Here is a 26,160-nt window from a genome sequence, read left to right as displayed (position 1 = left end):
GAATGATGATGAAAAACAGTGAACTGGAACGCCTGATTAACGAAAAACTCAACACGGCTTCGTTTAGCGACTACGGCCCGAATGGCTTGCAGGTGGAGGGGCGCGAGGCGGTGCAAAAAATCATCACCGGCGTAACGGCAAGCCAGGCGCTGCTGGATGAGGCGGTGCGTCAGGAAGCCGATGCGGTGATTGTCCACCACGGTTATTTCTGGAAAAACGAATCACCGATTATTCGCGGCATGAAGCGCAACCGACTCAAAACGCTGCTGGCGAATGACATCAATCTGTACGGCTATCACCTGCCGCTCGATGCGCATCCTGAACTGGGAAATAACGTTCAGCTTGCGCAGCTGCTGGGGATTACCGTGATGGGCGAAATTGAACCTCTGGTGCCGTGGGGCGAACTGTCGATGCCGGTTCCGGGTCTGGAGCTGGCTTCGTGGATCGAAGCGCGCCTGGGGCGTCGTCCGCTGTGGTGCGGCGACACCGGGCCGGATACCGTGAAGCGCGTGGCATGGTGCACCGGCGGCGGCCAGGGCTTTATTGACAGCGCGGCGCGTTTTGGTGTCGACGCCTTCATTACCGGCGAAGTCTCCGAGCAGACCATTCACTCAGCCCGTGAACAAGGCCTGCATTTTTACGCGGCGGGCCATCACGCCACCGAGCGTGGCGGCATCCGCGCCCTCAGCGAGTGGCTGACGGAAAATACCGATCTGGATGTGACGTTTATTGATATCCCTAATCCGGCCTGATGAGAGGTAGTTAAGTGCAGCGAGCGCGTTGTTATCTTCTGGGTGAAACCGCGGTAGTTCTGGAGCTTGAGCCTCCGGTGACGCTTGCCACGCAAAAGCGTATCTGGCGTCTGGCTCAGCGACTGCCCGAGCTACCCGGCGTGGTTGAAGCTATTCCGGGTATGAATAATATCACCGTGGTGCTGCGTGATCCGCACGCGGGGGCGCTGGATGCCATTGAGCGTCTGCAACGCTGGTGGGAGGAGAGCGAGGCGCTGGAGCCGGAATCGCGGACGATTGAGATCCCGGTTGTCTATGGCGGCAAGGGAGGTCCCGACCTTGGCGTGGTGGCCGAACACTGTGGATTAACGGAGAAGCAGGTTGTGGAGCTGCATAGCTCAGTCGACTATGTTGTCTGGTTTTTGGGATTTCAGCCGGGTTTCCCCTATCTGGGCGGGTTATCGCCCCAGCTGCATACGCCGCGCCGGGCTGAGCCGCGCCTGAGCGTACCGGCGGGCAGCGTGGCGATTGGTGGCGAGCAAACGGGAATTTATCCGCTCGCCTCACCGGGAGGCTGGCAGCTGATTGGGCACACGTCCACGCCGTTATTTGAACCAGGCCAGGACGCGCCCATACTCCTGCGTCCGGGGGATACCCTGCGCTTTATCCCGCAGAAGGAGGGGGTATGTTAACGCTTATTCGCGCAGGGCTTTACACCTCGGTACAGGATGCCGGGCGTTTTGGGTTGCGTCAGTCGGGCGTAAGCTACTGCGGTGCGCTCGATCGCCCTTCGCTGGAGATTGCCAACCTGCTGGTAGGTAACGCAGGCAGCACGGCGGCGTTAGAAATTACGCTGGGTCAGTGCGTGATTGAGTTTGGTCAGGAAACCTGGTTTGCCTTAACCGGCGCGGGCTGTGACGCGATGCTGGACGGCAAAGCGGTGTGGACCGGCTGGCGCCTGCGGGCGAAGGCCGGGCAGCGTCTGACGCTCAAGCGTCCTCTGCACGGCGTGCGCAGCTATCTTGCGGTGGCGGGGGGGATCGACGTGCCGGAGGTGTTGGGCTCATCCAGCACCGACCAGAAAGCGGGAATGGGCGGCCATGAAGGACGGCTGCTGCGTGACGGCGATCGTCTGCGGATAAAGACCTCAACGCGCCATTTCACCACCACGCAGGGCGTGAAACAGCTGCTGTGGGGGAACGTGATCCGCGCCTTACCAGGACCGGAATACCATGAGTTTGATGAAGCCGCGAAAGAGTCTTTCTGGCGCTCGCCGTGGAAGATCAGCCCGCAGAGTAACCGCATGGGTTACCGGCTTCAGGGGCAGCCGCTGACCCGCACGACTGACCGGGAACTGCTTTCCCATGGTCTGTTGCCCGGGGTGATTCAGGTGCCGGGCAACGGGCAGCCCATCGTACTGATGAACGATGCGCAAACCACGGGGGGATATCCGCGTATTGCCTGCATTATCGAAGCGGATCGCTACCATCTGGCGCAAATTCCTCTAGGTCAGCCCATTCATTTTGTGCAGTGTTCGCTGGAGGAGGCGCTGAAAGCCCGGCAGGATCAGCAGCGTTATCTCGAACAGCTGGCGTGGAGGCTCGATGGTAAAGATTGATTTAAACGCCGATCTGGGGGAGGGCAGCAACGCCGATGCGGTGCTGATGACGCTGGTCTCCTCGGTGAATATCGCCTGCGGGTTTCATGCCGGCGATGCGCAGACCATGCTGGCAAGCGTGCGCAATGCCATGAAAAACGGCGTGGCGATTGGCGCTCACCCCAGCTTTCCCGACCGGGAAAACTTTGGTCGCACAGCGATGGATCTGCCGCCTGAGACGGTTTACGCGCAAATGCTCTACCAGATCGGCGCGCTGGAGGCGATAGTGCGCGCTGAGAATGGCGTGTTGCGCCACGTCAAGCCGCACGGCATGCTCTATAACCAGGCGGCGAAAGATCCGGTGTTGGCGGATGCCATTGCCCGTGCGGTGCGGGACTGTAATCCGCAACTGATTCTGGTAGGCCTGGCGGGCAGCGAGCTTATTCGTGCCGGAGAACGGCTGGGGCTGACTACGCGGCAGGAAGTGTTTGCCGATCGGGGATACCTGCCGGACGGTAGTCTGGTTCCGCGTACGCAGGCCGGTGCGCTGATCACCGACGAAGGTAAAGCACTGGCGCAGACGCTGGAGATGGTGCGCTTCGGGCGAGTAACCTCAACGGAGGGGACAACGGCAAACGTTCAGGCTGATACGGTGTGCTTACACGGTGACGGCGAGCATGCGCTCCAGTTTGCGCGACGCCTGCGGGCGGCGTTCTCGGAAGAGGGCATTGTTGTCAGCGCAGAATAATCATGAAAGGACAATAACATGCCAGAAGGTCCGGAGATCCGCCGCGCGGCGGATAGCCTGGAGGCGGCGATAAAGGGCAAACCTCTGACACACGTCTGGTTTGCCTTTCCTCAACTCAAGCCGTTTGAATCGCAGCTGGTAGGGCAGACGGTGACCCACATTGAAACGCGCGGCAAGGCGTTACTCACCCACTTTTCCCATAACCTGACGTTATACAGCCATAATCAGCTTTACGGTGTCTGGCGGGTGGTGGAGGCGGACGAGCAGCCGCAAACGACCCGCGTGCTGCGCGTGCGGCTACAAACGGCGGATAAGGCGATCCTGCTTTACAGCGCCTCTGATATCGAAATGTTAACGCCGGAGCAGCTGCTGACGCATCCGTTCTTACAGCGGGTCGGGCCGGACGTGCTCGACATGCGTCTGACGGCAAGCGATGTGAAAGCCCGGTTGTTATCCCCCACATTCCGCAACCGGCAGTTTTCCGGGCTATTGCTCGATCAGGCATTTCTGGCGGGGCTGGGAAACTACCTGCGGGTGGAGATCCTCTGGGAAGTGGGGCTGGCGCCGCAGCGCAAAGTGTCGCAGCTGAGCGATGAACAGCTGGAGGCGCTGTCGCACGCGTTACTGGATCTTCCACGGCTGTCGTACAACACGCGCGGCGTGGTGGATGAGAACAAGCATCACGGGGCGCTGTTCCGCTTCAAGGTGTTTCATCGGGCAGGTAAAAAGTGTGAGCGGTGCGGCGGGGTGATTGAGAAGGCGACGATCTCTTCCAGGCCGTTTTACTGGTGTCCTGGGTGCCAGATGTAAAAAAGCCGGGTGGTGGCTACGCCTTACCCGGCCTACATCTCGCACTTGTAGGCCCGGCAAGCGAAGCGCCGCCGGGCGTGTTTTTTAGCGCTTAATGTCAGACTTAAAATCACGCTGCTCGTAGCCGGTATACAGCTGACGAGGACGCGCGATTTTCATGCCTTCGCTGTGCATTTCGTTCCAGTGCGCAATCCAGCCCACGGTACGCGCCATGGCGAAGATTACGGTGAACATGGAAGACGGAATGCCCATCGCTTTCAGAATAATGCCAGAGTAGAAATCGACGTTCGGGTAGAGTTTCTTCTCGATGAAGTACGGGTCGTTCAGCGCGATGTGTTCCAGCTCCATCGCCACTTCCAGCAGATCATCTTTGGTGCCCAGCTCTTTCAGCACTTCGTGGCAGGTCTCACGCATGACGGTCGCGCGCGGGTCGTAGTTTTTGTAAACACGGTGACCGAAGCCCATCAGACGGAAGGAGTCATTCTTGTCTTTCGCGCGGCGCACGAACTCAGGAATGTGCTCAACGGAGCTGATTTCTTCCAGCATCTTCAGTGCCGCTTCGTTCGCGCCGCCATGCGCCGGTCCCCACAGGGAGGCGATGCCCGCAGCGATACAGGCGAACGGGTTCGCGCCGGAAGAGCCCGCGGTACGGACGGTAGAGGTCGAGGCGTTTTGTTCGTGGTCAGCGTGCAGGATCAGAATACGGTCCATCGCGCGTTCCAGCACCGGGTTCACTTCGTACTCTTCGCACGGCGTGGAGAACATCATACGCAGGAAGTTACCCGCGTAGGAGAGGTCGTTGCGTGGGTACACAAACGGCTGACCGATAGAGTATTTGTAACACATCGCCGCCATGGTAGGCATTTTAGACAGCAGACGGAACGCCGCGATATCACGGTGACGTGGGTTATTCACGTCCAGAGAATCGTGGTAGAACGCCGCCAGCGCACCGGTAATACCGCACATGACCGCCATCGGATGAGAGTCACGACGGAACGCATGGAACAGACGGGTAATCTGCTCATGGATCATGGTGTGACGGGTCACGGTGGTTTTAAATTCATCGTACTGGGCCTGCGTCGGTTTTTCGCCGTTCAGCAGGATGTAGCACACTTCCAGATAGTTGGATTCGGTGGCTAACTGATCGATGGGGAAGCCGCGATGGAGCAGGATACCTTCGTCACCGTCAATGTAGGTGATTTTGGATTCGCAAGATGCGGTGGAGGTGAATCCAGGGTCAAAGGTGAATACCCCTTTGGAACCCAGCGTACGGATATCAATAACATCCTGACCGAGCGTGCCTTTTAGCACATCCAGTTCAATAGCATCATCACCATTTAGGGTGAGTTTTGCCTTTGTATCAGCCATTTACGGTCTCCTTAGCGCCTTATGCTTAAGACTGCGCTTTACCGGATTTGCTTTCAGCTGTTAATCATCGTTACCAGATTGTTATTTGGCTTACCGCTCAGCTCACGAGGAGAAACCAGGGTACAGAGCTATGGCGCCTTGCAGGTAAACGAATGAAATATCAGTGAAACAACAGCAAATCAGCGTTTTTGCAGTCCGAATTATTCAAACCTGTATATCACTAATAACTGTCCTGATAACTTCGGTCAATACCATCACACTGTTACATAACTATTTGTCAGGTGAAAGATAGACCTCATAACTTTTGCGCATTATATGCCTTTTCTGATGACGTTTGTAACAATATTGTTTAACATTTGTCAAATCAGATGATTAAAAATTAAAAAGATGTTGTTATCGTGACCCCGATCACTGTTCCAGAGAAAACCCAACAAACTGTATGTAGGTTAATTGTAATGATTTTGTGAACGGCCTATACTGCCGCCAGGTCTCCGGAACACCCTGCAATCCCGAGCCACCCAGCGTTGTAACGTGTCGTTTTAGCATTTGGAAGCAATGTTTTGCATGACGCGCAGTTATAGAAAAGGAACGCTGTCTGACCCGCATCGCAGTCCGGAGGAAGGAAACAATAAGAACAGCATGTGGGCGTTATTCATGATAAGAAATGTGAAAAAACAAAGACCTGTCAATCTGGATCTGAAAACGATCCGATTCCCTGTAACAGCAATAGCGTCCATTCTGCACCGTGTTTCTGGTGTGATTACGTTTGTGGCGGTCGGTATCTTGCTGTGGTTACTGGGAACCAGCCTCTCATCCCCTGAAGGATTCCTCCAGGCCTCAGCCATTATGAACAGCTTCTTCGTGAAATTTATCATGTGGGGCATTCTGACCGCGCTGGCCTATCACGTGGTTGGCGGCGTTCGCCATATGCTGATGGACTTTGGCTACCTGGAAGAGACGTTCGAGGCCGGTAAACGTACCGCTAACATTTCATTTGTGATCACTGTCGTGCTTTCACTTCTCGCAGGAGTTCTCGTATGGTAAGCAACGCCTCCGCATTAGGACGCAACGGCGTACATGACTTCATCCTGGTCCGTGCTACCGCCATCGTTCTCACCCTTTACATCATCTATATGATCGGTTTCTTCGCGACCAGCGGCACGCTGACGTGGGAAATCTGGAGTGGTTTCTTCGGATCGGCCTTCACCAAAGTGTTCACCCTGCTGGCCCTGTTCTCCATCCTTATTCATGCCTGGATTGGCATGTGGCAGGTGTTGACCGATTACGTTAAACCGCTGGCGATTCGCCTTCCGCTGCAACTGATTATTGTTGTTGCTCTGCTGGTTTACGTCATTTATGGATTTGTTGTGGTGTGGGGTGTGTAATGAAACTGCCAGTCAGAGAATTTGATGCTGTTGTGATTGGTGCGGGTGGCGCAGGTATGCGCGCCGCACTGCAAATTTCCCAGAGCGGCCAGACTTGTGCGCTGCTCTCTAAAGTATTCCCGACCCGTTCCCACACTGTGTCTGCGCAGGGCGGTATCACCGTTGCGCTGGGTAATTCCCATGAAGATAACTGGGAATGGCATATGTACGATACGGTAAAAGGTTCCGATTACATCGGTGACCAGGATGCCATCGAATATATGTGTAAAACCGGCCCGGAAGCGATTCTGGAGCTGGACCACATGGGTCTGCCGTTCTCTCGTCTGGAAAATGGCACCATCTATCAGCGTCCGTTTGGCGGCCAGTCGAAAAACTTCGGCGGCGAGCAGGCGGCACGAACCGCAGCGGCGGCTGACCGTACCGGCCACGCGCTGCTGCACACGCTGTATCAGCAGAACCTGAAAAACCACACCACAATTTTCTCCGAGTGGTATGCGCTGGATCTGGTGAAAAACGCCGATGGCGCCGTGGTGGGGTGTACCGCCCTGTGCATCGAAACCGGTGAGGTGGTCTACTTCAAAGCCCGCGCAACCGTTCTGGCGACCGGCGGCGCAGGCCGTATCTATCAGTCCACTACCAACGCCCATATCAACACCGGTGACGGCGTTGGGATGGCGATCCGCGCTGGCGTGCCGGTGCAGGACATGGAGATGTGGCAGTTCCACCCAACCGGTATCGCCGGTGCGGGCGTACTGGTGACAGAAGGCTGCCGTGGTGAAGGTGGTTACCTGCTGAACAAACATGGCGAGCGCTTCATGGAGCGTTATGCGCCAAACGCAAAAGACCTTGCGGGCCGTGACGTGGTGGCGCGTTCCATCATGATCGAAATCCGTGAAGGCCGCGGCTGTGACGGCCCTTGGGGTCCACACGCGAAGCTGAAACTCGACCATCTGGGTAAAGACGTGCTGGAATCCCGTCTGCCGGGCATTCTGGAGCTGTCCCGCACCTTCGCGCACGTCGACCCTGTGAAAGAGCCAATTCCGGTTATCCCAACCTGTCACTACATGATGGGCGGTATTCCGACCAAAGTGACCGGTCAGGCGCTGACCGTGAACGAGCAGGGCGAAGACGTGGTCATCCCTGGCCTGTTCGCGGTAGGCGAAATTGCCTGCGTATCCGTGCACGGCGCAAACCGTCTGGGCGGCAACTCCCTGCTGGACCTGGTGGTATTTGGTCGTGCGGTGGGTCTGCATCTCCAGGAGTCTATTGCCGAGCAGGGCGCGCTGCGTGATGCGACCGACGACGAAATAGATGCCTCTCTTGAGCGCCTCAACCGCTGGAACGGCAACCGTAGCGGCGAAGATCCGGTGGAGATCCGTAAGGCGTTGCAGGAGTGTATGCAGCACAACTTCTCGGTATTCCGCGAAGGTGACGCTATGGCCAAAGGGCTTGAGCAGCTGAAAGCGATCCGCGAGCGTCTGAAGAATGCCCGTCTGGATGATACCTCCAGCGAGTTCAACACCCAGCGCGTTGAGTGCCTGGAGCTGGATAACCTGATGGAAACCGCGTTCGCCACTGCGATGTCGGCAAACTTCCGTACCGAAAGCCGTGGCGCCCATAGCCGCTTCGACTTCCCGGATCGTGATGACGAAAACTGGCTGTGCCATTCCCTGTATCTGCCAGAGTCGGAAACCATGACGCGTCGTAGCGTTAACATGGAACCGAAACTGCGTCCGGCGTTCCCGCCGAAGATTCGTACTTACTAATGCGGAGACAGGATAATGAAACTCGAATTCTCAGTTTATCGTTATAACCCGGATGTAGACGATGCTCCGCGTATGCAGGATTACACCCTCGAAGCGGAAGAAGGTCGTGACATGATGCTGCTGGATGCCTTAATCCAGCTGAAAGAGAAAGATCCTACGCTGTCGTTCCGCCGCTCCTGCCGTGAAGGGGTGTGTGGCTCTGACGGTGTAAACATGAACGGCAAAAACGGTCTGGCCTGTATTACGCCAATTTCAGCGCTACAGCGTTCTGGCCAGAAAATTGTGATCCGTCCTCTGCCTGGCCTGCCGGTCGTGCGTGATTTGGTGGTGGACATGGGGCAATTCTATGCACAATATGAGAAGATTAAGCCTTACTTATTGAATAATGGGCAAAATCCACCCGCTCGCGAGCACTTACAGTCTCCTGAGCAGCGTGAAAAACTCGATGGGTTGTACGAGTGTATTCTCTGTGCATGCTGTTCTACGTCATGCCCGTCATTCTGGTGGAACCCGGATAAATTTATCGGCCCTGCGGGTCTGCTGGCTGCCTATCGCTTCCTGATCGACAGCCGCGATACCGAAACCGAGAATCGTCTGGAAGGGCTAAGTGACGCTTTCAGCGTATTCCGCTGCCATAGCATCATGAACTGCGTCAGTGTGTGTCCTAAGGGGCTGAACCCGACGCGCGCCATCGGGCATATTAAGTCGATGTTGTTGCAGCGCAGTGCGTAAGTAACAACGCCGGATGGCGCTGCGCTTATCCGGCCTACGTAACAGTAGGCCCGGTAAGCGTAGCGTCACCGGGCAAATTGCAGAAACCTTTAAAAACTGCCCTGAAGTTTAGACAGTTTCTAAAGGTTCCTTCGCGGGCCAAATGAAAAGAGCTCGCAGGTGAACCCCGGCACGTACACGTGGTGTGCGTGGTAGTTTCTACGGCGAAAGTAAGCATAAAAATGCTTAAGGGATCACGATGCAGAACGGCGCAATGAAAGCCTGGCTGGACTCTTCTTACCTCTCTGGTTCAAACCAGAGCTGGATAGAACAGCTCTATGAAGACTTCTTAACCGATCCTGACTCAGTGGACGCAAACTGGCGTTCCATGTTCCAGCAGTTGCCTGGTACAGGGGTCAAACCGGATCAATTCCATTCAAAAACACGTGATTATTTCCGTCGTCTGGCGAAGGATGCCTCACGTTACTCTTCTGCGATTTCCGACCCTGACACCAATGCGAAGCAGGTTAAAGTCCTGCAACTTATCAACGCTTATCGCTTCCGTGGTCACCAGCATGCGAATCTCGATCCGCTGGGACTGTGGCAGCAGGAACGTGTAGCGGATCTTGATCCGGCTTATCACGATCTGACCGAGGCCGATTTCCAGGAAAGCTTTAACGTAGGTTCCTTTGCCATCGGCAAAGACACGATGAAGCTGGGCGATCTGATTGACGCGCTCAAGCAAACCTACTGCGGCTCCATCGGCGCGGAATATATGCACATTACCTCCACCGAAGAGAAACGCTGGATCCAGCAGCGTATCGAATCCGTGGCAGGCCACGCGAATTTCTCAGCAGATGAGAAAAAACGTTTTCTCAGCGAACTGACCGCAGCGGAAGGCCTTGAGCGCTATCTGGGCGCGAAATTCCCTGGCGCAAAACGCTTCTCACTGGAGGGCGGCGATGCGTTAGTCCCGATGCTGAAAGAGCTGATTCGTCATGCCGGTAAGAGCGGCACGCGCGAAGTGGTGCTGGGCATGGCGCACCGTGGTCGCCTGAACGTGCTGGTTAACGTGCTGGGTAAAAAGCCGCAGGATCTGTTCGACGAATTTGCGGGTAAACATAAAGAGCACCTCGGCACCGGTGACGTGAAGTACCACATGGGCTTCTCGTCGGATATCGAAACCGAGGGCGGTCAGGTTCACCTGGCGCTGGCGTTTAACCCGTCGCACCTGGAAATCGTCAGCCCGGTGGTTATCGGTTCCGTGCGTGCGCGTCTGGATCGTCTGGACGAGCCGAGCAGCAATAAAGTACTGCCAATCACTATTCACGGTGATGCGGCGGTCACAGGGCAGGGCGTGGTTCAGGAAACCCTGAACATGTCGAAAGCGCGTGGTTATGAAGTGGGCGGTACCGTTCGCATCGTAATCAACAACCAGGTGGGCTTCACCACCTCTAACCCGCTGGATGCGCGTTCCACCCCGTACTGCACCGACATCGGTAAAATGGTTCAGGCACCCATCTTCCACGTTAACGCGGATGACCCTGAAGCCGTTGCTTTCGTTACCCGTCTGGCGCTGGACTTCCGTAACACCTTCAAGCGCGACGTGTTCATTGACCTCTTCTGCTACCGCCGTCACGGCCACAACGAAGCGGATGAGCCAAGTGCAACCCAGCCGCTGATGTACCAGAAAATCAAAAAACACCCGACGCCGCGTAAAATCTACGCTGACAAGCTGGAAAGCGAAAAAGTGGCGACGCTGGAAGATGCGACCGAGATGGTCAATCTTTATCGCGACGCGCTGGATGCGGGTGAATGCGTAGTGAAAGAGCTGCGTCCAATGAACATGCACTCCTTCACCTGGTCGCCGTACCTCAACCACGAGTGGGACGAGAGCTACCCGAACAAGGTTGAAATGAAACGTTTGCAGGAGCTGGCTAAACGCATCAGCACCGTGCCGGAAGCGATCGAGATGCAGTCCCGCGTGGCCAAGATCTATGGCGACCGCCAGGCAATGGCGGCGGGTGAGAAGCTGTTCGACTGGGGCGGCGCGGAAACGCTGGCCTATGCGACGCTGGTTGACGAAGGTATTCCGGTTCGTCTGTCCGGTGAAGATGCGGGTCGTGGCACCTTCTTCCACCGTCATGCGGTTGTACACAACCAGTCTAACGGTTCAACGTACACTCCGCTTCAGCACGTGCATAACGGTCAGGGCCAGTTCAAGGTCTGGGACTCCGTGCTGTCAGAAGAAGCGGTGCTGGCCTTCGAATACGGCTACGCCACCGCAGAACCCCGCACTCTGACCATCTGGGAAGCGCAGTTCGGTGACTTCGCCAACGGTGCGCAGGTCGTCATCGACCAGTTCATCTCCTCCGGTGAGCAGAAGTGGGGCCGTATGTGTGGTCTGGTGATGCTGCTGCCGCACGGCTACGAAGGACAGGGGCCGGAGCACTCCTCCGCGCGTCTGGAGCGTTATCTGCAACTCTGCGCCGAGCAGAATATGCAGGTTTGCGTGCCGTCCACTCCGGCTCAGGTTTACCACATGCTGCGTCGTCAGGCGCTGCGCGGTATGCGCCGTCCGCTGGTGGTCATGTCGCCAAAATCCCTGCTGCGCCATCCACTGGCGGTCTCCAGCCTGGAAGAGCTGGCAAACGGCACCTTCCTGCCGGCCATCGGTGAAATTGACGAGCTGGATCCGCAGGCCGTTAAGCGTGTCGTAATGTGTTCTGGTAAGGTTTATTACGACCTGCTGGAACAGCGCCGTAAGAACGATCAGAAAGATGTCGCCATCGTGCGTATCGAACAGCTTTATCCGTTCCCGCATCAGGCGATGCAGGAAGTGCTGAAACAGTACGCTCACGTTCATGATTTTGTCTGGTGCCAGGAAGAGCCGCTCAACCAGGGCGCATGGTATTGCAGCCAGCATCATTTCCGTGAAGTGATTCCATTTGGGTCTGCCCTGCGTTATGCAGGTCGCCCGGCCTCCGCCTCTCCGGCGGTAGGGTATATGTCCGTTCACCAGAAGCAGCAACAAGATCTGGTCAATGACGCGCTGAACGTCGATTAATTAAAGGATACATAATGAGTAGCGTAGATATTCTTGTTCCCGACCTGCCTGAGTCCGTAGCAGATGCAACCGTCGCCACCTGGCACAAAAAACCAGGCGACGCGGTAACCCGTGACGAAGTGCTGGTAGAAATCGAAACTGACAAAGTGGTACTGGAAGTACCGGCTTCAGCGGATGGCATTCTGGATGCAGTCCTGGAAGATGAAGGTACGACCGTCACTTCTCGCCAGATCCTGGGTCGCCTGCGTGAAGGCAATAGCGCGGGCAAAGAGTCCAGCGCCAAATCTGAAGAAAAAGCGTCTACCCCGGCCCAGCGCCAGCAGGCGTCTCTGTCCGATCAGACCAACGACGCGCTCAGCCCGGCGATCCGTCGCCTGCTGGCTGAGCACAGCCTCGATCCGGCAGCCATCAAAGGCACCGGCGTGGGTGGCCGTCTGACGCGCGAAGACATCGACAAGCATCTGGCAAAAGCGCCTTCTGAGGCGAAAGCGGAAGCGAAAGCCCCTGCGGCAGCACCAGCGGCACAGCCAGCTCTGGGCGCACGTAGCGAAAAACGCGTGCCGATGACCCGCCTGCGTAAGCGCGTGGCCGAGCGTCTGCTGGAAGCGAAAAACTCCACCGCGATGCTGACCACCTTTAACGAAGTCAACATGAAGCCAATCATGGATCTGCGCAAGCAGTACGGTGACGCGTTTGAAAAACGTCACGGTATCCGTCTGGGCTTCATGTCCTTCTACGTGAAAGCGGTAGTTGAAGCGCTGAAACGCTACCCGGAAGTGAACGCGTCTATCGATGGCGATGACGTGGTTTACCACAACTACTTCGACGTCAGCATGGCGGTTTCTACCCCGCGCGGCCTGGTTACCCCGGTTCTGCGTGACGTGGATACCCTGGGTATGGCTGACATCGAGAAGAAAATCAAAGAGCTGGCCGTGAAAGGCCGCGACGGCAAGCTGACCGTTGAGGACCTGACTGGCGGTAACTTCACCATTACCAACGGTGGTGTGTTCGGCTCGCTGATGTCTACCCCGATCATCAACCCGCCGCAGAGCGCGATCCTGGGTATGCACGCCATTAAAGATCGTCCAATGGCGGTAGACGGTAAAGTGGAGATCCTGCCGATGATGTACCTGGCGCTCTCTTACGATCACCGCCTGATCGACGGCCGCGAGTCCGTAGGCTTCCTGGTTGCCATTAAAGAGCTGCTGGAAGATCCAACGCGTCTGCTGCTGGACGTCTAGTTTTTGCAGTCTTGCCCGGCGGCGCGTTGCTTGCCGGGCCTACAAAAGCACTACCTAACGATTACCTGAAGGATGGATAGAACACATGAACTTACATGAATATCAGGCCAAACAGCTGTTTGCCCGGTATGGCTTACCGGCTCCGGTGGGTTATGCCTGTACTACCCCGCGTGAAGCAGAAGAAGCCGCGTCTAAAATCGGTTCCGGCCCGTGGGTAGTTAAATGTCAGGTTCACGCTGGTGGCCGTGGTAAAGCGGGCGGTGTGAAGGTTGTTAAGAGCAAAGAAGAGATCCGTGCGTTTGCTGAACATTGGCTCGGCAAGCGTCTGGTAACCTACCAGACAGATGCGAACGGCCAGCCGGTTAACCAGATCCTGGTGGAAGCGGCAACCGACATCGCGAAAGAACTGTACCTCGGCGCAGTCGTAGACCGTAGCTCCCGTCGCGTGGTGTTCATGGCGTCTACCGAAGGCGGCGTGGAAATCGAAAAAGTGGCGGAAGAAACCCCGCACCTGATCCACAAAGTGGCTATCGATCCGCTGGCGGGCCCAATGCCTTACCAGGGTCGTGAGCTGGCATTCAAACTGGGTCTGGAAGGCAAGCTGGTTCAGCAGTTCACCAAGATCTTCATGGGTCTGGCGACCATTTTCCTGGAGCGCGATTTGGCGCTGATCGAGATCAACCCGCTGGTGATCACCACCCAGGGCGACCTGATCTGCCTCGACGGCAAGCTGGGCGCTGACGGCAACGCGCTGTTCCGCCAGTCCGATCTGCGTGAAATGCGCGATCAGTCTCAGGAAGATCCGCGTGAAGCACAGGCTGCACAGTGGGAGCTGAACTACGTCGCGCTGGATGGCAACATCGGCTGCATGGTTAACGGTGCGGGCCTGGCAATGGGCACCATGGACATCGTTAAGCTGCACGGCGGTGAGCCAGCGAACTTCCTCGACGTGGGCGGTGGCGCAACTAAAGAGCGCGTAACCGAAGCGTTCAAAATCATTCTCTCTGACAGCAACGTGAAAGCGGTTCTGGTGAACATCTTCGGCGGTATCGTACGTTGCGACCTGATCGCCGACGGTATCATCGGCGCGGTAGAAGAAGTGGGCGTTAACGTTCCGGTTGTTGTACGTCTGGAAGGGAACAACGCTGAACTCGGCGCGAAAAAACTGGCTGACAGCGGCCTGAATATTATTGCAGCGAAAAGTCTGACGGATGCAGCTCAGCAGGTTGTTGCCGCAGTGGAGGGGAAATAATGTCCGTTTTAATTAATAAAGATACCAAGGTTATCTGCCAGGGCTTCACCGGTAGCCAGGGGACTTTCCACTCCGAACAGGCGATTGCCTACGGTACGCAGATGGTTGGCGGCGTAACGCCAGGTAAAGGCGGCACCACGCACCTGGGCCTGCCGGTGTTCAACACCGTGCGTGAAGCGGTAGAAGCGACGGGCGCAACCGCGACCGTGATCTACGTACCGGCGCCGTTCTGCAAAGACTCTATTCTGGAAGCGATCGACGCAGGCATTAAGCTGATCATCACCATCACCGAAGGCATCCCGACGCTGGATATGCTGACCGTGAAGGTGAAGCTGGACGAAGCAGGCGTGCGCATGATCGGCCCGAACTGCCCAGGCGTTATCACTCCAGGCGAATGCAAAATCGGCATCATGCCGGGCCACATTCATCGCCCAGGCAAAGTGGGTATCGTGTCCCGTTCCGGTACCCTGACCTATGAAGCGGTTAAGCAGACCACCGACTACGGTTTCGGCCAGTCCACCTGCGTGGGCATCGGCGGTGACCCGATCCCGGGCTCTAACTTCATCGACATCCTGAAGCTATTCCAGGAAGATCCACAGACCGAAGCGATCGTGATGATCGGTGAGATCGGTGGTAGCGCGGAAGAAGAAGCGGCTGCTTACATCAAAGATCATGTGACCAAGCCGGTGGTGGGTTACATCGCGGGTGTGACCGCGCCGAAAGGCAAACGTATGGGTCACGCGGGCGCGATTATCGCAGGCGGTAAAGGTACGGCTGATGAGAAATTCGCAGCACTGGAAGCCGCAGGCGTGAAAACCGTTCGCAGCCTGGCGGATATCGGTGAAGCACTGAAATCCATCATTAAGTAAGTCCTCTCTGCTCCCCGAATGGGGCGCGTTGAAGTATAAAAAAATGTCCGTTTCGACATGGTTGGCCGCTGTAAAGCGGCCTTTTTTTATTGCCTGCGTTTAGCCACCAGAGTGAATTTATAGTCGTCGGTGTTAAACACGTTGCGACTGTATTCAAATACCCGGCCGTCTTTCAGAAAGCCACGAGAGACTTTTTCCAGAATCGGTTTTGCCGGATCGAGCGCCAGGGCGGCAATCGCCTCATCCGATGGCATGACTGGCACCAGCTCCTGCTCGCTGCGATCGATCACCATCTTTTTGATCTGCTCAATGTAATGGTATTTCGACTGTTCCATCACTTCCCAAGTGAGGTCGGGGAACATCGCCAGCGGCATCCATGTCTCTTCCAGATTCACCGGCTTTTCCCTGATGAAGCGTACGCGCTTGACGTGCCAGACCTTATCATCCGGATTGAGCGCAAGTTTTGCCGCGAGCCGCTCATCGGCTTTCACCACTTCGAAGACGCTGACGTCGCTGTGCGTATCGACGTTGCGATCCGCTAACTTTTCGTAAAAACCGGTGAGCTGATAAATATCGTAATTCACCCGCTCCTCTTTTACATACGAGCCGCTGCCCTGAATACTTTCGATGATCTGCTCGTCGGCGAGCAGCTTCAAAGCCTGCCGCACGGTGACCCGGCTGACGCTAAACGCCTCCTGAAGGCTGGATTCCGTCGGCAGCGCGTCGCCAGGTTTTAACTCACCGGCATTAATTTTCTCGCGGAACGCATCGGCGATCTGCCGGTACATCGGTTTATTGCCCATTGTGTCGCGCCTTTTTAATACGTTTTCAGGGAATTATGCCTTCAGTGGTAAATTTGTAAATAATACAAATAAGATACAAATATCGGTGTTAGTGAAAATGATCACATAAATGTATTATCCGGTCTGCCACAATCCTGCCCAGACAATAACTTTGGATAGGTGAGGATCTTATGAACCTGACGACTCTGACCGACCCCCGTGCTGTCTGCGTGCAGGCGCAGTTTACCAGCCGTGATGAGGCAATCCGTCAGCTTGCGACGCGGCTGGTGGCGTTGGGCAAAATAGCCAACGCCGATACGTTTCTGGCAGACGTTTTCCATCGGGAATCGCTTGGCCCGACGGCGCTGGGCGAGGGGCTGGCCGTACCTCATGGTAAATCAGTGGCGGTAAACGAAGCGGCTTTTGCCGTGGCCACACTGCGTGAGCCGCTGGCCTGGGAAGGTGTGGACGGACCGGAGGAGGTCGAGCTAATTTTTCTGCTCGCCATTCCTCCCGCACAAGCGGGATCAACGCATATTCAGGTCCTGACGGAACTGACGTCTCGCCTGGCGGATGACGAGCTCAGGGCGCGCGTGATGACGGCGACCAGCGCGGAAGCGGTGCTTGCGGCGCTGGAAACAGCGCCTGACACACAAGAAACCGCCGTTGCGGAGAATGCCCCGACGATCGTCTGCGTTACCGCCTGTCCGGCCGGGATCGCCCATACCTACATGGCAGCGGAGTATCTCGAAAAAGCGGGACGTAAGCTCGGCGTCAATGTGGTGGTCGAAAAGCAGGGGGCAAATGGTATTGAGGGGCGCATCACCGCGCAGCAGTTGCAGGAGGCAAAAGCGTGTATCTTCGCGGCGGAAGTGGCGATCAAAGAGCGTGAGCGTTTTCAGGGGATGCCCGCCATTTCCGTGCCCGTCGCGGAACCCTTACGCCATGCGGAAGCGCTCATTGAGCGTGCGCTGGCGCTACAGCCTGTATCCGATGCGCGTCCTGCGCACGTCGACACGGACGCGAAAAAGTGCGTTAAAACCGAACTCAAGCAGGCGCTGCTCAGCGGTATCTCCTTTGCGGTACCGCTGATTGTCGCCGGCGGTACGGTGCTGGCGGTGTCGGTACTGCTTGCGCAAATCCTGGGCTTGCAGCATCTGTTCGATCAGGAAAACTCGTGGCTGTGGATGTACCGCAAACTGGGCGGCGGGATGCTCGGTATTCTGATGGTGCCTGTTCTGGCGGCCTATACCGCTTACTCGCTGGCGGATAAACCTGCGCTAACGCCGGGCTTTGCGGCGGGTCTTGCCGCCAATATGATCGGCTCTGGTTTTCTCGGGGCCATCGTCGGCGGGCTGATTGCGGGCTACCTGATGCGCTGGGTGAAAAACCACATCCGGCTGAGTAGCCGCTACAACGGCTTTCTGACCTTTTATCTCTATCCGGTGATTGGCGTGCTGGGCGCAGGCAGCCTGATGCTGTTTGTGATCGGCGAACCGGTGGCCTGGATCAATAACGCCCTGACCGCCTGGCTTAACGGTCTGTCCGGCGCGAATGCGCTGCTGCTGGGGGCGATCCTGGGCTTTATGTGCTCGTTCGATCTGGGCGGTCCGGTCAACAAAGCCTCTTACGCGTTCTGTCTGGGAGCAATGGCCAATGGCGTATACGGGCCTTATGCGATTTTTGCCTCCGTCAAAATGGTATCGGCCTTTACCGTGACGGCATCAACGATGCTGGCTCCGAACCTGTTCAAACAGTTCGAAATTGAAACCGGCAAGTCCACCTGGCTGCTGGGGCTGGCGGGCATCACCGAAGGGGCAATTCCGATGGCTATCGAGGATCCGTTGCGGGTCATTGGCTCATTTGTTCTGGGGTCAATGGTGACCGGAGCGATTGTCGGGGCGATGGGGATTGGGCTATCCACCCCCGGCGCGGGCATTTTCTCGCTCTTCTTACTGCATGATGCCGGGCTGGGCGGCGTGATGGCCGCTGTCGGCTGGTTTGGCGCCGCGCTGGCTGGCGCCGCAATCTCTACGCTCATTTTACTGCTCTGGCGACGCCAGGCCGTGAAGAGCGGCACCTACGTGACTGAAGACATACCATCGTAAACACGCACTGACAGGAAACGAAGATGAAAGCTGTATCTCGCGTTCATATCACGCCACATATGCACTGGGACCGGGAGTGGTACTTCACCACCGAAGCGTCACGTATTCTTCTGGTCAATAATATGGAAGAGATCCTCACCCGTCTTGAGCAGGACGCAGAGTATAAATACTACGTTCTCGACGGCCAGACGGCGGTGCTGGAAGATTATTTTGCCGTGAAACCGGAAAACAGGCCACGCGTGAAGGCGCTGGTGGCGGCCGGGAAGCTGATTATCGGGCCGTGGTATACCCAGACGGACACCACCCTTGTCTCCGGCGAGTCGATTGTCCGAAATCTGATGTACGGTATTCGCGACTGTCTGGCCTTTGGCGAGCCGATGAAAATTGGCTATCTGCCGGACTCCTTCGGCATGTCTTCCCAGCTGCCGCACATTTACAACGGTTTTGGCATCACGCGCACCATGTTCTGGCGCGGGTGTTCCGAGCGGCACGGTACCGATAAAACCGAATTTCTCTGGCAAAGCCAGGACGGCAGCGAAGTGACGGCACAGGTGCTGCCGCTGGGCTACGCGATTGGTAAGTACTTACCGGAGGATGAGGCCGGGCTGCGCAAACGGCTCGACACGTACTTCGAGGTGCTGGAAAAAGCCTCCGTGACGAAAGAAATTTTACTGCCTAACGGCCATGATCAGATGCCGCTCCAGCAGAACATCTTTGCGGTGATGGATAAGCTGCGCGAAATCTATCCGCAGCGTCAGTTTGTGATGAGCCGCTTCGAGGAGGTGTTTGACCACATTGACGCGCACCGCGATGAACTGGCGACGCTGAAAGGGGAGTTTATTGACGGTAAATATATGCGAGTGCACCGGACGATAGGCTCCACGCGGATGGATATCAAAATCGCCCACGCCCGGATAGAGAATAAAATCGTCAACGTCCTTGAGCCGCTGGCCACGCTTGCCTGGACGCTGGGCTTTGAGTATCACCACGGCTTGCTGGAAAAAATGTGGAAAGAGATCCTCAAGAATCACGCCCACGACAGTATCGGCTGCTGCTGTAGTGACAAAGTGCATCGTGAGGTGATGTCCCGCTTCGAGCTGGCGGAAGACATGGCCGATAACCTGACGTGCTTCTATATGCGCAAGATTGTCGACAACATGCCGCAGAGCGAGGAAGACAAACTAGTGATGTTTAACCTCACGCCCTGGCCGCGTGAGGAAGTGATTAACACCACGATACGTCTGCGCGCCAGCCAGTTCCGCCTGCTGGACGATAGGGGGAATGAAATCCCTTACTGCCTGCGCAGCGCGCGTGAAATCGACCCCGGCTTGATTGACCGGCAAATTGTGCATTACGGCAACTACGATCCCTTTATGGAGTTTGATATCCAGCTCAATCAGATCCTGCCATCAATGGGTTACCGCACGCTCTATATCGAGCCGCACGTGGCCGGCAAGCTGCTGGCGGCAGAAAAATCGTCGGAGGCGTTGCTGGAAAATGCTTTCTGGGAAATAACGTTAAACGACGACGGCACCCTGCGTCTGCTCGATAAAGCGTCCGGGCTTATCTATGACCGCGCGCTGGAAATAGAAGAGAGCTCGGATGATGGCGATGAGTACGACTACTCGCCTTCACGGGAAGAGTGGAGACTCACTTCCGCTCAGGGCGAGCATGAGGTTGAGGTGATCCACGAGGCCTGGCAGAGCAGGGCGGTGATCCGCCATCGCATGGCGGTGCCAGCGGATCTCGCTGAACGTTCTGCGCGTCAGCAGACGGGAACGCTTGAGGCAGAACTCACGGTCACGCTCAGCCATAACAGCCGACGTATCGACGTTGAGGCACGTCTCGGAAATCACGTGGATGACCACCGTGTGCGGGTGCTGATCCCGACGCCATTTACCACAGACACGGTGTTAGCCGATACCCAGTTCGGTTCGCTGACACGACCTGTACAGGATGAAGCGATGGCGAACTGGCAGGAGGAGGGCTGGAAGGAAGCGCCGCTGCCGGTGTGGAATCTGCTCAACTACGCGGTGCTCCAGGAACGGCGTAACGGAATGGCCCTGTTTACCGAAGGGTTGCGCGAATTTGAAGTGACTGGCGAGCGTCAAAAAACGTTTGCCCTGACGTTGCTTCGCGGCGTGGGGGTGCTTGGGAAGGAAGATTTACTGCTGCGCCCCGGCAGACCGTCCGGGATCAAAATGCCGGTGCCTGATTCGCAGATGCGGGGCCAGTTAACCTGTCGCTTTAGCCTGTTCAGTTTTAATGGTACGCCCGTCAGTGCTGGCGTTGCGCAGCAGGCGAAGTCGTGGTTAACGCCAGTGCACTGTTATAACAAAATCCCGTGGGATGCGATGAAGCTTAACCGCGCCTCTTTCACCACCCCCTGTAGCTATAGCCTGTTAACGCTGGCGCCTAACGGATGCGTACTCAGTGCGCTGAAAAAAGCGGAGGATCGTGACGAGATGATTCTTCGTCTGTACAACCCTTCGGGGACCCGCTCCTGTGACGTGGCTTTGTCTGTGAACCGTGAGGTCCAGGCCTGTTGCGAAACGGACATGAATGAGGTTCGCAAGGCGCAAGGGGAGGAGGGTTCAGCCATTACGGGGTCGTTCCGGCCATGCCAGTCACGCACCTTCAGCATAAAAATTTAAAGGTAATCTTCAGAACAATATAAAGGCCGCATTCCTGCGGCCTTTATTTCATCAAATAGTCACGAAAGGGTGTTAATTTTAAGATTATTAAAGGTGAATGAAATGTAATCGTTTCGGCGGGTAGCAAAGCGAAAGAAAAATACTGTGAAGCAGATAACATTATATGTTTATCTTCCGGCAAAATGCGTTTTTTCACGCGCGTTAATAAAAATCACAACTGTTTATATTATCTTCTGGCTTTTATAACCACCAATGTCTTTAAATATACATATCCTTAACAAGGTTTTTACTATCCGCACCACAAAGAAACATCATTAACAGCTCTGGCTGTTTTTGATTTAAATCAATGTTTAATCCTTGGAAAAAGGCTCCAAAAGGCGTTAAATTGTTCCCGATCAAAATGGCCGAAAAGTGGTAATTTTGCTATAAATTGATCGCCGTCGAAAAACGTAAATCTGTTCGAATAAAAACCTGTTTATTGTAAGGGTTTTGCAGCGTATTATATTTACGGGATCAATTTGGTTTTTTCTTAACGTATTTGTAACCTTTCATCATTGCTTTTTCCTCATGAAGAGAATAAGCAACGAAGAAGGGAAGCAGATAACTTTGTATTGGGGCATGCGTGTGGATCCTTATCTAACGGGGTTCACTCTCGGAGTCTTCATGCGATGAGCAAGGAGTCATAATGTTAGACGTAGTCGAACTGTCGCGCTTACAGTTTGCCTTGACCGCGATGTACCACTTCCTGTTTGTGCCGCTGACGCTCGGTATGGCGTTCCTGCTGGCCATCATGGAAACGGTTTACGTCCTCTCCGGCAAACAGATTTATAAAGATATGACCAAGTTCTGGGGCAAGTTGTTTGGTATCAACTTTGCGCTGGGCGTGGCAACCGGTCTGACCATGGAGTTCCAGTTCGGGACAAACTGGTCTTACTATTCCCACTATGTGGGGGATATTTTCGGTGCGCCGCTGGCCATTGAAGGTCTGATGGCCTTCTTCCTCGAATCCACCTTTGTAGGTCTGTTCTTCTTCGGTTGGGACCGTCTGGGTAAAGTCCAGCATATGGCGGTAACCTGGCTGGTGGCATTAGGCTCCAACTTGTCCGCACTGTGGATCCTGGTGGCGAACGGCTGGATGCAAAACCCAATCGCATCTGATTTCAACTTCGAAACCATGCGTATGGAGATGGTCAGCTTCGCTGAGCTAGTCCTGAACCCGGTTGCTCAGGTTAAATTCGTTCACACCGTGGCGTCTGGCTATGTGTGCGGCGCGATGTTCGTGCTGGGCATCAGCTCCTACTATATGCTGCGCGGCCGCGACTTCGCCTTTGCCAAGCGTTCTTTCGCTATCGCAGCAAGCTTCGGTATGGCCGCGATTCTGTCCGTTATTGTTCTGGGTGATGAATCCGGTTACGAAATGGGCGACGTGCAGAAAACCAAACTCGCCGCAATTGAAGCTGAATGGGAAACCCAGCCAGCACCGGCAGCGTTTACCCTGTTCGGCGTGCCTGACCAGGAAGCGCAGGAAAACCGCTTCGCCATTCAAATTCCTTACGCTCTGGGTATTATCGCCACGCGCTCCGTCGACAAACAGGTGACTGGCCTGAAAGATCTGATGGTGCAGCATGAAGAGCGTATCCGTAACGGGATGAAAGCCTACTCGCTGCTGGAACAGCTGCGCGCCGGCTCTACCGACCAGGCCGTTCGCGATCAATTTAACGACGTGAAGAAAGACCTCGGTTACGGTCTGCTGCTGAAACGCTATACCCCGAACGTCTCCGACGCGACGGAAGCGCAGATTCAGATGGCAACCAAAGACTCTATTCCACGCGTTGCGCCGCTGTACTTCGCGTTCCGCATCATGGTGGGTTGCGGCATTATCATGCTGCTGATCATCGCGGCCTCGTTCTGGTCAGTCATTCGTAACCGTATCGGTGAGAAAAAATGGCTGCTGCGCACCGCGCTGTACGGTATCCCACTGCCGTGGATTGCTATCGAGTCCGGCTGGTTTGTTGCGGAATATGGCCGTCAGCCGTGGGCGATCGGTGAGGTGCTGCCAACAGCGGTAGCGAACTCCTCCCTGACCGCAGGCGACCTGATCTTCTCCATGCTGCTCATTTGCGGTCTGTACACCCTGTTCCTGGTGGCTGAACTGTTCCTGATGTTCAAGTTCGCGCGCCTTGGCCCAAGCAGCCTGAAAACCGGTCGCTACCACTACGAGCAGTCTGTTGCGACTACTCAGCCGGCACGCTAAGACAGGAGTCATCAAATGATCGATTATGAAGTATTGCGTTTTATCTGGTGGCTGCTGATCGGTGTTCTGCTGATTGGTTTCGCGGTCACCGATGGTTTCGACATGGGCGTGGGCATGCTCACCCGTTTCCTCGGTCGTAATGACACCGAGCGTCGAATCATGATCAACTCCATCGCCCCGCACTGGGACGGTAACCAGGTGTGGCTGATCACCGCAGGCGGCGCGCTGTTCGCTGCCTGGCCGATGGTCTACGCGGCTGCGTTCTCCGGCTTCTATGTGGCGATGATTCTGGTGCTGGCTTCTTTATTCTTCCGTCCGGTGGGTTTCGACTACCGTTCCAAGATTGAAGACACCCGCTGGCGTAACATGTGGGACTGGGGCATCTTCATCGGTAGCTTCGTTCCACCGCTGGTCATTGGTGTGGCGTTCGGTAACCTGTTGCAGGGCGTACCGTTCCACGTCGACGAATATATGCGTCTGTTCTACACCGGTAACTTCTTCCAGCTGCTGAATCCGTTTGGTCTGCTGGCAGGCGTGGTGAGCGTGGCGATGATCATCACCCAGGGGGCAACCTATCTCCAGATGCGTACCGTAGGTGAACTGCATCTGCGTTCCCGCGCTACCGCTCAGGTGGCAGCGCTGGTGACGCTGGTCTGCTTCGCTCTGGCAGGCGTGTGGGTGGTGTATGGTATTGATGGATACGTGGTGACGTCCGCTATCAACCATGCTGCACCGTCTAACCCGCTGACCAAAGAAGTGGCGCGTCAGGCCGGTGCATGGCTGGTGAACTTCAACAATACCCCTGTGCTGTGGACTATCCCTGCTCTGGGTGTGCTGCTGCCACTGCTGACCGTGCTGACGTCTCGTCTGGAGAAAGGCGCTCTGGCGTTCGTATTCTCTTCCCTGACGCTGGCGTGCATCATCCTGACGGCCGGTATTGCGATGTTCCCGTTCGTGATGCCATCCAGCACCATGATGAATGCCAGCCTGACCATGTGGGATGCAACGTCCAGCCATATGACGCTGAACTTAATGACCTATGTGGCTTGCGTGTTCGTTCCGATTGTTCTGGCTTACACCATCTGGTGTTACTGGAAAATGTTCGGTCGTATCACTAAAGAACATATCGAAAGCAACACCCACTCTATGTACTAAGTAAGGAGCTGAATATGTGGTATTTCGCATGGATTTTAGGGACGCTTCTTGCCTGTGCGTTTGGTGTCATCACTGCCCTGGCGCTTGAGCATGTAGAAGCGACCAAAGCAGGTGAAGAAAAGCACTAATGAATATTATCGCAACGTTATATGCGGTAATGGATAAGCGCCCCTTGAGGGCGCTTTCCCTCATTATGGCATTACTGCTGGCAGGCTGTATCTTCTGGGACCCGTCGCGCTTCGCGGCGAAAACCAGCGAGCTTGAAATCTGGCACGGCTTCCTGATTATGTGGGCGGTGTGCGCAGGCGTGATTCACGGTGTCGGCTTTCGTCCGAAAGCGCTACACTGGCAGGGCATCTTCTGCCCACTGATTGCCGATCTGGTTCTCCTCGCCGGTTTGATTTTCTTCTTCTTCTGAATAAGAAATGTCCGTTAACGTTATGGGCTTACCCTGGCCCATAAAAATTTACTCTCCGTTTACTTTCTCCCATTCCAAACCATCATTCCCGCGCGTATAGTAGCGAAGTTTGAAAGCTCCAACTTTTCTTGTATTACCGGGATGTAAAGTGAATACAACGCTGTTTCGATGGCCGGTACGTGTCTATTACGAAGATACCGATGCCGGTGGTGTGGTCTACCACGCCAGCTACGTTGCTTTTTATGAACGGGCACGCACAGAGATGCTGCGCCATCATCACTTTAGTCAACAGGTGCTGTTGGCTGAGCGAGTTGCCTTCGTGGTACGCAAGATGACGCTTGAGTATTTTGCGCCTGCCAGACTCGACGATATGCTCGAAGTCCAAACAGAAATTACATCAATGCGCGGAACTTCACTGGTTTTCACGCAGCGGATAGTCAATGCAGAGAACACGGTACTGAACTCAGCTGAAGTCCTGATTGTCTGTGTTGATCCAACCATAATGAAGCCTCGTGCGCTTCCTAAGTCTATTGTCGCGGAGTTTAAGCAGTGACTGACATGAATATCCTTGATTTGTTCCTGAAGGCAAGCCTTCTGGTTAAACTTATCATGTTGATTTTGATTGGTTTTTCAATCGCATCCTGGGCCATCATCATCCAGAGAACGCGTATCCTCAATGCCGCTGGCCGCGAAGCCGAAGCGTTTGAAGATAAGTTCTGGTCGGGTATTGAGCTTTCGCGTCTGTACCAGGAAAGCCAGGGACGCCGTGATAACCTTTCAGGCTCCGAACAAATTTTCTACAGCGGTTTCAAAGAGTTCGCTCGCTTACATCGCGCTAACAGCCATGCGCCGGAAGCCGTGGTAGAAGGGGCGTCGCGTGCGATGCGCATCTCCATGAACCGCGAACTGGAAAATCTTGAAACGCATATTCCTTTCCTCGGAACCGTTGGCTCCATCAGCCCGTATATCGGCCTGTTTGGTACGGTGTGGGGGATCATGCACGCCTTTATCGCCCTTGGGGCGGTGAAGCAGGCAACGTTGCAGATGGTTGCGCCGGGTATCGCAGAAGCACTGATCGCGACCGCAATCGGTCTGTTCGCCGCAATTCCGGCGGTAATGGCGTACAACCGTCTGAACCAGCGCGTGAACAAACTGGAACTGAACTACGACAACTTTATGGAAGAGTTCACCGCGATTCTGCATCGTCAGGCGTTTACCAGCACCGAGAGCAACAAGGGGTAAAC

Annotated in this window: 23 protein-coding genes; 21 read left to right on the top strand and 2 right to left on the bottom strand. The window is 55.5% G+C overall.

The genetic code is table 11. The features are described from left to right. The first annotated feature begins 8 nt into the window (after nucleotides 1-8). Genes SK54_RS17090 through nei form a run of 5 tightly spaced genes read left to right on the top strand, consistent with a single transcriptional unit; the run spans nucleotide 9 to nucleotide 3,886 of the window. On the top strand, nucleotides 9-752 hold the full coding sequence (locus tag SK54_RS17090; RefSeq protein ID WP_026094364.1) for a type 2 GTP cyclohydrolase I: 744 nt from the start codon (nucleotides 9-11) through the stop codon (nucleotides 750-752). Between the two features lie 14 nt (nucleotides 753-766). Then, nucleotides 767-1,423, top strand: coding sequence for a 5-oxoprolinase subunit PxpB (gene pxpB, locus SK54_RS17085; RefSeq protein ID WP_048247649.1), 657 nt, complete (start codon nucleotides 767-769; stop codon nucleotides 1,421-1,423). Beyond that, on the top strand, nucleotides 1,417-2,349 hold the full coding sequence (gene pxpC / locus SK54_RS17080) for a 5-oxoprolinase subunit PxpC (protein WP_017694140.1): 933 nt from the start codon (nucleotides 1,417-1,419) through the stop codon (nucleotides 2,347-2,349). The genes pxpB and pxpC overlap by 7 nt, the downstream gene beginning before the upstream one ends. Then, nucleotides 2,336-3,076 carry a 5-oxoprolinase subunit PxpA gene (pxpA, locus tag SK54_RS17075; RefSeq protein ID WP_017694139.1) on the top strand — a complete coding sequence of 247 codons (741 nt, stop codon included), beginning with the start codon at nucleotides 2,336-2,338 and terminating at the stop codon, nucleotides 3,074-3,076. Before pxpC ends, pxpA begins: the two co-directional genes overlap by 14 nt. An 18-nt stretch (nucleotides 3,077-3,094) precedes the next feature. Further along, complete coding sequence (nei, locus tag SK54_RS17070; protein WP_048247646.1) at nucleotides 3,095-3,886, top strand: endonuclease VIII; 792 nt, start codon at nucleotides 3,095-3,097, stop codon at nucleotides 3,884-3,886. Nucleotides 3,887-3,970: 84 nt separating this feature from the next. Here nei and SK54_RS17065 read toward each other — a convergent pair whose 3' ends face one another. Further along, a complete protein-coding gene (locus tag SK54_RS17065) occupies nucleotides 3,971-5,254 on the bottom strand; it encodes a citrate synthase (protein ID WP_006809584.1) in 1,284 nt (427 codons plus the stop codon). Nucleotides 5,255-5,893: 639 nt separating this feature from the next. Here SK54_RS17065 and sdhC point away from each other — a divergent pair. The 8 genes from sdhC to sucD all read left to right on the top strand — a co-directional run bounded on the left by sdhC (nucleotide 5,894) and on the right by sucD (nucleotide 15,545). Beyond that, nucleotides 5,894-6,298: a succinate dehydrogenase cytochrome b556 subunit gene (gene sdhC, locus SK54_RS17060; RefSeq protein WP_026080740.1), complete on the top strand. Its 405-nt coding sequence runs from the start codon at nucleotides 5,894-5,896 to the stop codon at nucleotides 6,296-6,298. Continuing rightward, nucleotides 6,292-6,639: a succinate dehydrogenase membrane anchor subunit gene (sdhD, locus tag SK54_RS17055; RefSeq protein WP_003858621.1), complete on the top strand. Its 348-nt coding sequence runs from the start codon at nucleotides 6,292-6,294 to the stop codon at nucleotides 6,637-6,639. Before sdhC ends, sdhD begins: the two co-directional genes overlap by 7 nt. Further along, nucleotides 6,639-8,405, top strand: a complete 1,767-nt coding sequence (sdhA, locus tag SK54_RS17050; RefSeq protein WP_023303306.1) for a succinate dehydrogenase flavoprotein subunit — start codon at nucleotides 6,639-6,641, stop codon at nucleotides 8,403-8,405. The genes sdhD and sdhA overlap by 1 nt, the downstream gene beginning before the upstream one ends. A gap of 15 nt (nucleotides 8,406-8,420) precedes the next feature. After that, nucleotides 8,421-9,137 carry a succinate dehydrogenase iron-sulfur subunit gene (locus tag SK54_RS17045; RefSeq protein WP_023303307.1) on the top strand — a complete coding sequence of 239 codons (717 nt, stop codon included), beginning with the start codon at nucleotides 8,421-8,423 and terminating at the stop codon, nucleotides 9,135-9,137. A 238-nt stretch (nucleotides 9,138-9,375) separates the two neighbouring features. Then, nucleotides 9,376-12,183, top strand: coding sequence for a 2-oxoglutarate dehydrogenase E1 component (gene sucA, locus SK54_RS17040; protein ID WP_006809581.1), 2,808 nt, complete (start codon nucleotides 9,376-9,378; stop codon nucleotides 12,181-12,183). A gap of 14 nt (nucleotides 12,184-12,197) precedes the next feature. Beyond that, complete coding sequence (gene odhB / locus SK54_RS17035) at nucleotides 12,198-13,424, top strand: 2-oxoglutarate dehydrogenase complex dihydrolipoyllysine-residue succinyltransferase (RefSeq protein ID WP_003858613.1); 1,227 nt, start codon at nucleotides 12,198-12,200, stop codon at nucleotides 13,422-13,424. A gap of 85 nt (nucleotides 13,425-13,509) precedes the next feature. Further along, the gene (gene sucC, locus SK54_RS17030) at nucleotides 13,510-14,676 is read left to right on the top strand and encodes an ADP-forming succinate--CoA ligase subunit beta (RefSeq protein ID WP_017384968.1); all 1,167 of its coding nucleotides are present in this window, start codon (nucleotides 13,510-13,512) and stop codon (nucleotides 14,674-14,676) included. Continuing rightward, nucleotides 14,676-15,545, top strand: coding sequence for a succinate--CoA ligase subunit alpha (gene sucD, locus SK54_RS17025; protein WP_003858609.1), 870 nt, complete (start codon nucleotides 14,676-14,678; stop codon nucleotides 15,543-15,545). The genes sucC and sucD overlap by 1 nt, the downstream gene beginning before the upstream one ends. A gap of 86 nt (nucleotides 15,546-15,631) precedes the next feature. Here sucD and SK54_RS17020 read toward each other — a convergent pair whose 3' ends face one another. After that, complete coding sequence (locus tag SK54_RS17020) at nucleotides 15,632-16,348, bottom strand: GntR family transcriptional regulator (RefSeq protein WP_017384967.1); 717 nt, start codon at nucleotides 16,346-16,348, stop codon at nucleotides 15,632-15,634. A gap of 170 nt (nucleotides 16,349-16,518) precedes the next feature. Between SK54_RS17020 and mngA the strand changes: the two genes are divergently transcribed. From mngA to tolQ, 8 genes are all read left to right on the top strand, one after another. Beyond that, nucleotides 16,519-18,435 (top strand): PTS 2-O-a-mannosyl-D-glycerate transporter subunit IIABC, encoded by a 1,917-nt coding sequence (gene mngA, locus SK54_RS17015; protein ID WP_023303308.1) that lies wholly within the window; start codon nucleotides 16,519-16,521, stop codon nucleotides 18,433-18,435. Nucleotides 18,436-18,458: 23 nt separating this feature from the next. Beyond that, nucleotides 18,459-21,089 (top strand): mannosylglycerate hydrolase, encoded by a 2,631-nt coding sequence (gene mngB / locus SK54_RS17010; RefSeq protein WP_048247645.1) that lies wholly within the window; start codon nucleotides 18,459-18,461, stop codon nucleotides 21,087-21,089. A 685-nt stretch (nucleotides 21,090-21,774) separates the two neighbouring features. Then, nucleotides 21,775-23,343, top strand: coding sequence for a cytochrome ubiquinol oxidase subunit I (gene cydA, locus SK54_RS17005; RefSeq protein WP_003858601.1), 1,569 nt, complete (start codon nucleotides 21,775-21,777; stop codon nucleotides 23,341-23,343). 15 nt (nucleotides 23,344-23,358) lie between these two features. Further along, nucleotides 23,359-24,498: a cytochrome d ubiquinol oxidase subunit II gene (gene cydB, locus SK54_RS17000; protein ID WP_023296139.1), complete on the top strand. Its 1,140-nt coding sequence runs from the start codon at nucleotides 23,359-23,361 to the stop codon at nucleotides 24,496-24,498. A 14-nt stretch (nucleotides 24,499-24,512) separates the two neighbouring features. Continuing rightward, nucleotides 24,513-24,626 carry a cytochrome bd-I oxidase subunit CydX gene (cydX, locus tag SK54_RS16995; RefSeq protein ID WP_003858598.1) on the top strand — a complete coding sequence of 38 codons (114 nt, stop codon included), beginning with the start codon at nucleotides 24,513-24,515 and terminating at the stop codon, nucleotides 24,624-24,626. Then, nucleotides 24,626-24,916: a cyd operon protein YbgE gene (gene ybgE / locus SK54_RS16990; protein ID WP_003858596.1), complete on the top strand. Its 291-nt coding sequence runs from the start codon at nucleotides 24,626-24,628 to the stop codon at nucleotides 24,914-24,916. Before cydX ends, ybgE begins: the two co-directional genes overlap by 1 nt. Before the next feature lie 148 nt (nucleotides 24,917-25,064). After that, nucleotides 25,065-25,469, top strand: coding sequence for a tol-pal system-associated acyl-CoA thioesterase (gene ybgC / locus SK54_RS16985; protein WP_003858593.1), 405 nt, complete (start codon nucleotides 25,065-25,067; stop codon nucleotides 25,467-25,469). Continuing rightward, complete coding sequence (tolQ, locus tag SK54_RS16980) at nucleotides 25,466-26,158, top strand: Tol-Pal system protein TolQ (protein WP_003858590.1); 693 nt, start codon at nucleotides 25,466-25,468, stop codon at nucleotides 26,156-26,158. Before ybgC ends, tolQ begins: the two co-directional genes overlap by 4 nt. Nucleotides 26,159-26,160 lie beyond the last annotated feature (2 nt).

This window comes from Enterobacter sp. MGH120, from assembly GCF_001037725.1.
GTDB lineage: Bacteria > Pseudomonadota > Gammaproteobacteria > Enterobacterales > Enterobacteriaceae > Enterobacter > Enterobacter hormaechei_C.
The sequence above is the reverse complement of the archived record's forward strand: the minus strand, read 5'-3'. Positions and strand labels throughout refer to the sequence as shown.